Raw genomic sequence first — 4,987 nt, 5'->3', positions numbered from 1 at the left:
AATAAAGCGTGAACTTTTCGTGAAATCGTTATTAATTATAGCTTCATTTTGTTTTTTATATCGATAAGTTCGCAACTATAGGTATGATAGCCTTCAGCGATAGCGCATTCTTTTATTATTTCATTCATTGGTATTATATATAGTTACTTCTATTCTCTTAATAATAGCTACAGGTTCATTCTGACTATCGGTTAGTTGTTGGTAGTGGTTCATTTTCTAATTCATAAAAAATATTGCCGAAGCATGTTACTGTTTTTATGTCATCAATTATTAACTGTGCGAGATGATTAGGGGAATTACCGAATTGCCAAGCTGTAATAGATTCTGGTTTTTCACTATTTCCATTAGACCGTATTGAAATAAGTCATACTAGAGGTGAAAGAGATAAAAAAACCGATACTTCAACTTGAATATCGGTTCAATAATATGTGACATATACGAATCTATAGTAATACGAAGAGTGTAAATAAGATAGCCAGCAAAATACGATAATATGCAAAAGGTTTTAAACCTATCTTCTCTAAAAGCTTTAGGAATGTTACTACTGCTAACATTGCGACTATAAAAGAAGTGATGAATCCTACCGCAAACATAGGGATATCATCGACACTTAAGTACGTCCAGCTTTTTAATAAGTCTAAGCCTGTAGCCCCAACCATTACAGGGAGGGCAATGAGAAATGAGAACTCAGATGCAGTCTTATAATTTACTTTTGCTAATAGACCTCCAGAGATAGTAGAGCCGGCTCTGGAGAAGCCGGGGTATACTGCTAAACATTGAAATAATCCAATTGTTAATGCTTGACGGTATGTTAAATCATCCAGTGAATAGGAGGTTGCTTCTTGCTTTTTTACTTCTGCAAAGATCATAAGAATTGCCCCTGCTACAAGTCCAATCACAACAGTGTATGGCTGAAATAAGTAAGTTTTAATAACATCATGTAGTAGCAAACCAGCAACTACTGCTGGAAATACGCCAAGAAATACATGGAACGCGTTGAATTTTTTCTCTTTCCGTAGAAGAGGCTTAATATTACATAAAGAAACGAGACGTTTATGATATAAAATTGCAATAGCTAAAATTGCGCCTAGCTGAATAACAATTTCAAACGTTTTTGCTCTTTCTCCTTCAAATCCTAATAAATGCCCGACTAATATAAGGTGACCAGTAGAAGAGATAGGTAAAAATTCAGCTAACCCCTCTACAATCCCAAGTATGAAGGCAGTAATGATATCGCTCATAATTTCACTCCTATAAATTAATGAATGTCTACTCTCTTAAAATAGAATAGTGTTGCAATAAATCCGAAAATCGTTGTTGCTGCAATGATTATATAAGAATACTCTGGTGGATATGTGGGTTGTAATTCGTTATTTGCGATATCTAAAGTGGCGGTCCACGGAAATAAATCTTTATGCTTGGAATTTACGAGCATAAGATTAGTCATTGTAATAATGACTGTTAATATAATAGGCGGTACATAGCTCTTCATTACAAGAGTTAATAGCACAATAGGTGAAGACAATAGAAAGAGAAGTCCGCCACAGGTTAAAAATCTTAGGAAAGAACCTAAAAGTAAAGCAGTGTTAAAACCAGGGAAGTTTCCCAATAGCCCTAATATTAAAGTAAGCGACCAAGCAACTAAAGTTAGCATCATGATCCAAAGGAAAAGAATGATGAACTTACTTATAATAAAACTAATGCGTGACACGGGGATAGTTAGTAAATTTTTTAATGTGTCTTCTGCATATTCACGGGTAAACAGATAAGCAACTACTACTCCATATAAGGGGAACCCTATAACTAAAGTCGTGTATAAGTTAACTTCAGTGAATAATTGATGGAACAAAATAGTCGGAGTTGGCTGTTTTGTTTTTATATGTATATAAGAAGCTACTACGACTAAAAAAGGCGCGACACCAGCCCCAATAATACTAATTAAAAACATATTAGAGCGTTTTAGTTTTAATAGTTCTGTATAGAGTAGGTTAACCAATTGTTCCACCTCCAACTAGCTTGGTGAAATAATCTTCTAACCTGTCTTCGCTCATCATCATTTTTAATACTTCAATATCATTTAGAACAAACGTTCTGTTTATATATCCTTGTTGCCCGAAATGAGAGTAAATGCGAATATTCCCTTCATCATGTACCTCATAATCGAAAATTTGAAATTGATTTTCTAATAGCATCGCAGCCTTATTGTCATTGTTCACCTGAAATTCTATGTATTTACGGTTTGCTTTGCGTAGCGTATTAAGAGAAACTTCTTCTAGTAACTTTCCTTCGTGAATAATTCCGATACGATCGACTAACTGCTCTACCTCGGCTAATATGTGACTAGAAATGAGTATCGTTATATTCCTTTCTTGAGCTAAAGAATGAATAAGTTTTCGCATTTCTTTAATCCCGATGGGGTCTAGCCCGTTAGTTGGTTCATCTAATATGAGTAGTTCGGGATAATGGAGAAGGGCGCGTGCAATTCCTAAACGCTGCTTCATTCCTAAAGAATACTTCCCAACTAATTTTTTTGTTTCGTGTTGCAATCCTACTATTTCTAATGCTTCTTCAATAGCATTCTTTTTATGAATTCCAATTATCTTTGTATTAACTAATAAGTTTTCTTTTGCAGTTAAGTTTTCATAAAACCCTGGAACCTCAACGATAGAACCAATTCTTCTTAAAATATCTTTTTGGTTTTGAAATAAGTTCTCTCCGAATATTTCAATATTTCCACTTGTAGGCTTTATAAGGCTGAGTAACATACGAATGGTTGTAGTTTTACCTGCACCGTTACGTCCTATGAATCCGTAAATTTCTCCTTGTTGAACGTTAATATTTAGATTATCTACCGATTTTTGTGTGCCGTATGCTTTAGTAAGGTTAGTCGTTTTTATAATTGTATTTATAGGGGACACCTACTTTCTATAAGTTCTTACTTACATGATAAAAAGGAAGGCTTAACTGCATATTAATCATTTCTTAACTATTTCTTAAAAGCATTGTGTTTTGGAATGGAAAAGCAAAAAGTAGTTCGTTCCCATGGAATACTTTCAACCCATATATGTCCATGCTGCTTCTCAACTAGTGCTTTTACAATGGCAAGTCCTAGGCCGCTACCGCCATAGGAGGAATTTCTTGATTGTTCGCTTCGGTACATTCGCTCAAATATGTTTTGTAAGTCATGTTTTGGAATACCCGGGCCTTTGTCCCAAATAAGAAGTTCATAGTCTGCATCAGTTTCTATTAGTTCGATTCCTAATGTTTTCCCATCCTTTCCGTAATAAATAGCATTTTTTATTAAATTATTCATAATTCGCATAAGGCTAAGGTGGTCTGCGATGATAGGGCAAGTAGATTCTGGGATTAGAACTTGTAGCTCAATATTATGTTTTGAGAGTTCAGGTAAAAATTCAATTAAAATTTCTCTGGTAACTTCAGAAAAGTCGAGTTGTTCTTCTTTTATTGGAAATTCATTGGCGTCTAGCTTTGCTATATTGAATATGTCATCAACTAGGTGTTTTAAGTTATTTGATTTTATATAAAGTACTTTAAGATATTCTTGCTTTTCTATTTCAGAAGCAGCAACCCCATCTTTTAAAGCATCGATATAGCCAATAATGGAGGTGAGTGGTGTTCGAATGTCGTGCGAGATACTAGACAAAAGTTGTTTTCTAGATTCCTCAGACCTTTTTGCTTCAATCCGAACCTTTTCTAATTCAGCTATTAGTTCATTTATTGAAAAAACGATATTATGTAATGAACGATCATTGCTTGTAAATAATCTCGTTTGTAAATTACCTTTTAGTACACGGCTTAATTTAGTATCTATTGATTTGCGATGCTGAATGAATTGTATTCTTGAAAAGAAGAGATGTAGTGTAATTAAGATAAGGATAATAAATAAAGACATTTGTATGCTTGGAACCATTTGTATATTTAAAAACCCACAAATGATAAGTTGTAATGAAATAAGGAATAGCGTTTTATCAGTCTTCAAGTTTTTCACCTACAAACTTATAACCAATGCCCCATACGGTTTGAATAAATTTAGGATTGGAAGGATCGATTTCTATTTTCTTTCTAAGTTTTCGAATATGTACCATAACGGTATTATCATCTTCTATATAATTATCGTCCCATACATTTCGGAAGAGCTGAGTTTTAGTAAATACTTGCCCTGGGTTTGAGGTAAAGAATTTTAATAGTTCCAGTTCTTTTCCGGTTAAGTTAATTTCCTCTTTATTTGTATGAACTGTATATGTATTTAAATCGATAGTTAGCCCTTTAAAGGTTAGGGTTGTTTTCTCTTGTACATTAATGTTACTTCCAAGAACTAAAAAACGTCGCATAAGAGCTTTTACTCGTGCAACCACCTCATGAATGCTGAAAGGTTTTGTAATGTAATCATCAGCACCAATGCTTAGACCTAAAATTTTATCAACTTCGTGATCTTTAGCAGTCAGCATTAATATAGGTACGTTAGTTTTATCTCTAAGCTTTCTGCATACTTCGATACCATCTACTTTCGGCATCATAAGGTCTAATATAACGAGGTTATAGTTGTTTTGATTAAATAACTGTAAGGCTTCATCTCCATTAATCGCAGTATCTACCATATATAATTCTCGCTCTAAATATATTTTTAATAAATTTCGGATTTCTTTATCATCGTCTGCTATAAGGATACGTATATCTTTCATATCTTCACCTGCTTCTAATAGATTTACAACAACAACCTAATTATATACTAGTATTTGTTAAAATTAGGTTGCTAGTTTTATTGGAGGAAAAGTTTTGCACGTATTAAGTCTAGAGTTCAAAATGACTCGAATATGTTTTGAAAGAATAAATTAAAGAGAAGCAAAAGGTGGTTTCCGGTAATGACTCTTTGTAGAGGCATATCTAGCTAAAAGAGCATAAAAATATTAAATTGAATATCTTTATAAAAAGGTGTTGACGATTTCACCTTAGAGGTGTAATATAA

Annotated in this window: 5 protein-coding genes and 1 pseudogene; all 6 read right to left on the bottom strand. The window is 33.5% G+C overall.

The window, feature by feature from the left end; genetic code table 11:
• Window positions 1-35: 35 nt before the first annotated feature.
• The 6 genes and pseudogenes from VF726_RS31445 to VF726_RS31420 all read right to left on the bottom strand — a co-directional run bounded on the left by VF726_RS31445 (window position 36) and on the right by VF726_RS31420 (window position 4,703).
• Window positions 36-361, bottom strand: a pseudogene (locus tag VF726_RS31445) (ASCH domain-containing protein).
• Between the two features lie 82 nt (window positions 362-443).
• Complete coding sequence (gene uppP, locus VF726_RS31440) at window positions 444-1,241, bottom strand: undecaprenyl-diphosphate phosphatase UppP (RefSeq protein ID WP_440174131.1); 798 nt, start codon at window positions 1,239-1,241, stop codon at window positions 444-446.
• A gap of 17 nt (window positions 1,242-1,258) precedes the next feature.
• Window positions 1,259-1,996, bottom strand: coding sequence for an ABC transporter permease (locus tag VF726_RS31435; RefSeq protein ID WP_440174130.1), 738 nt, complete (start codon window positions 1,994-1,996; stop codon window positions 1,259-1,261).
• Window positions 1,989-2,918: an ABC transporter ATP-binding protein gene (locus tag VF726_RS31430; protein WP_440174129.1), complete on the bottom strand. Its 930-nt coding sequence runs from the start codon at window positions 2,916-2,918 to the stop codon at window positions 1,989-1,991. Before VF726_RS31430 ends, VF726_RS31435 begins: the two co-directional genes overlap by 8 nt.
• A gap of 68 nt (window positions 2,919-2,986) precedes the next feature.
• Window positions 2,987-4,000, bottom strand: coding sequence for a sensor histidine kinase (locus VF726_RS31425; RefSeq protein WP_440174128.1), 1,014 nt, complete (start codon window positions 3,998-4,000; stop codon window positions 2,987-2,989).
• The gene (locus VF726_RS31420) at window positions 3,990-4,703 is read right to left on the bottom strand and encodes a response regulator transcription factor (protein WP_166705522.1); all 714 of its coding nucleotides are present in this window, start codon (window positions 4,701-4,703) and stop codon (window positions 3,990-3,992) included. Before VF726_RS31420 ends, VF726_RS31425 begins: the two co-directional genes overlap by 11 nt.
• Window positions 4,704-4,987: the final 284 nt, after the last annotated feature.

It is taken from the genome of Bacillus sp. Brlt_9 (genome assembly GCF_051948935.1).
GTDB lineage: Bacteria > Bacillota > Bacilli > Bacillales > Bacillaceae_G > Bacillus_A.
This window is presented reverse-complemented; position numbering and strand designations above follow the sequence as displayed.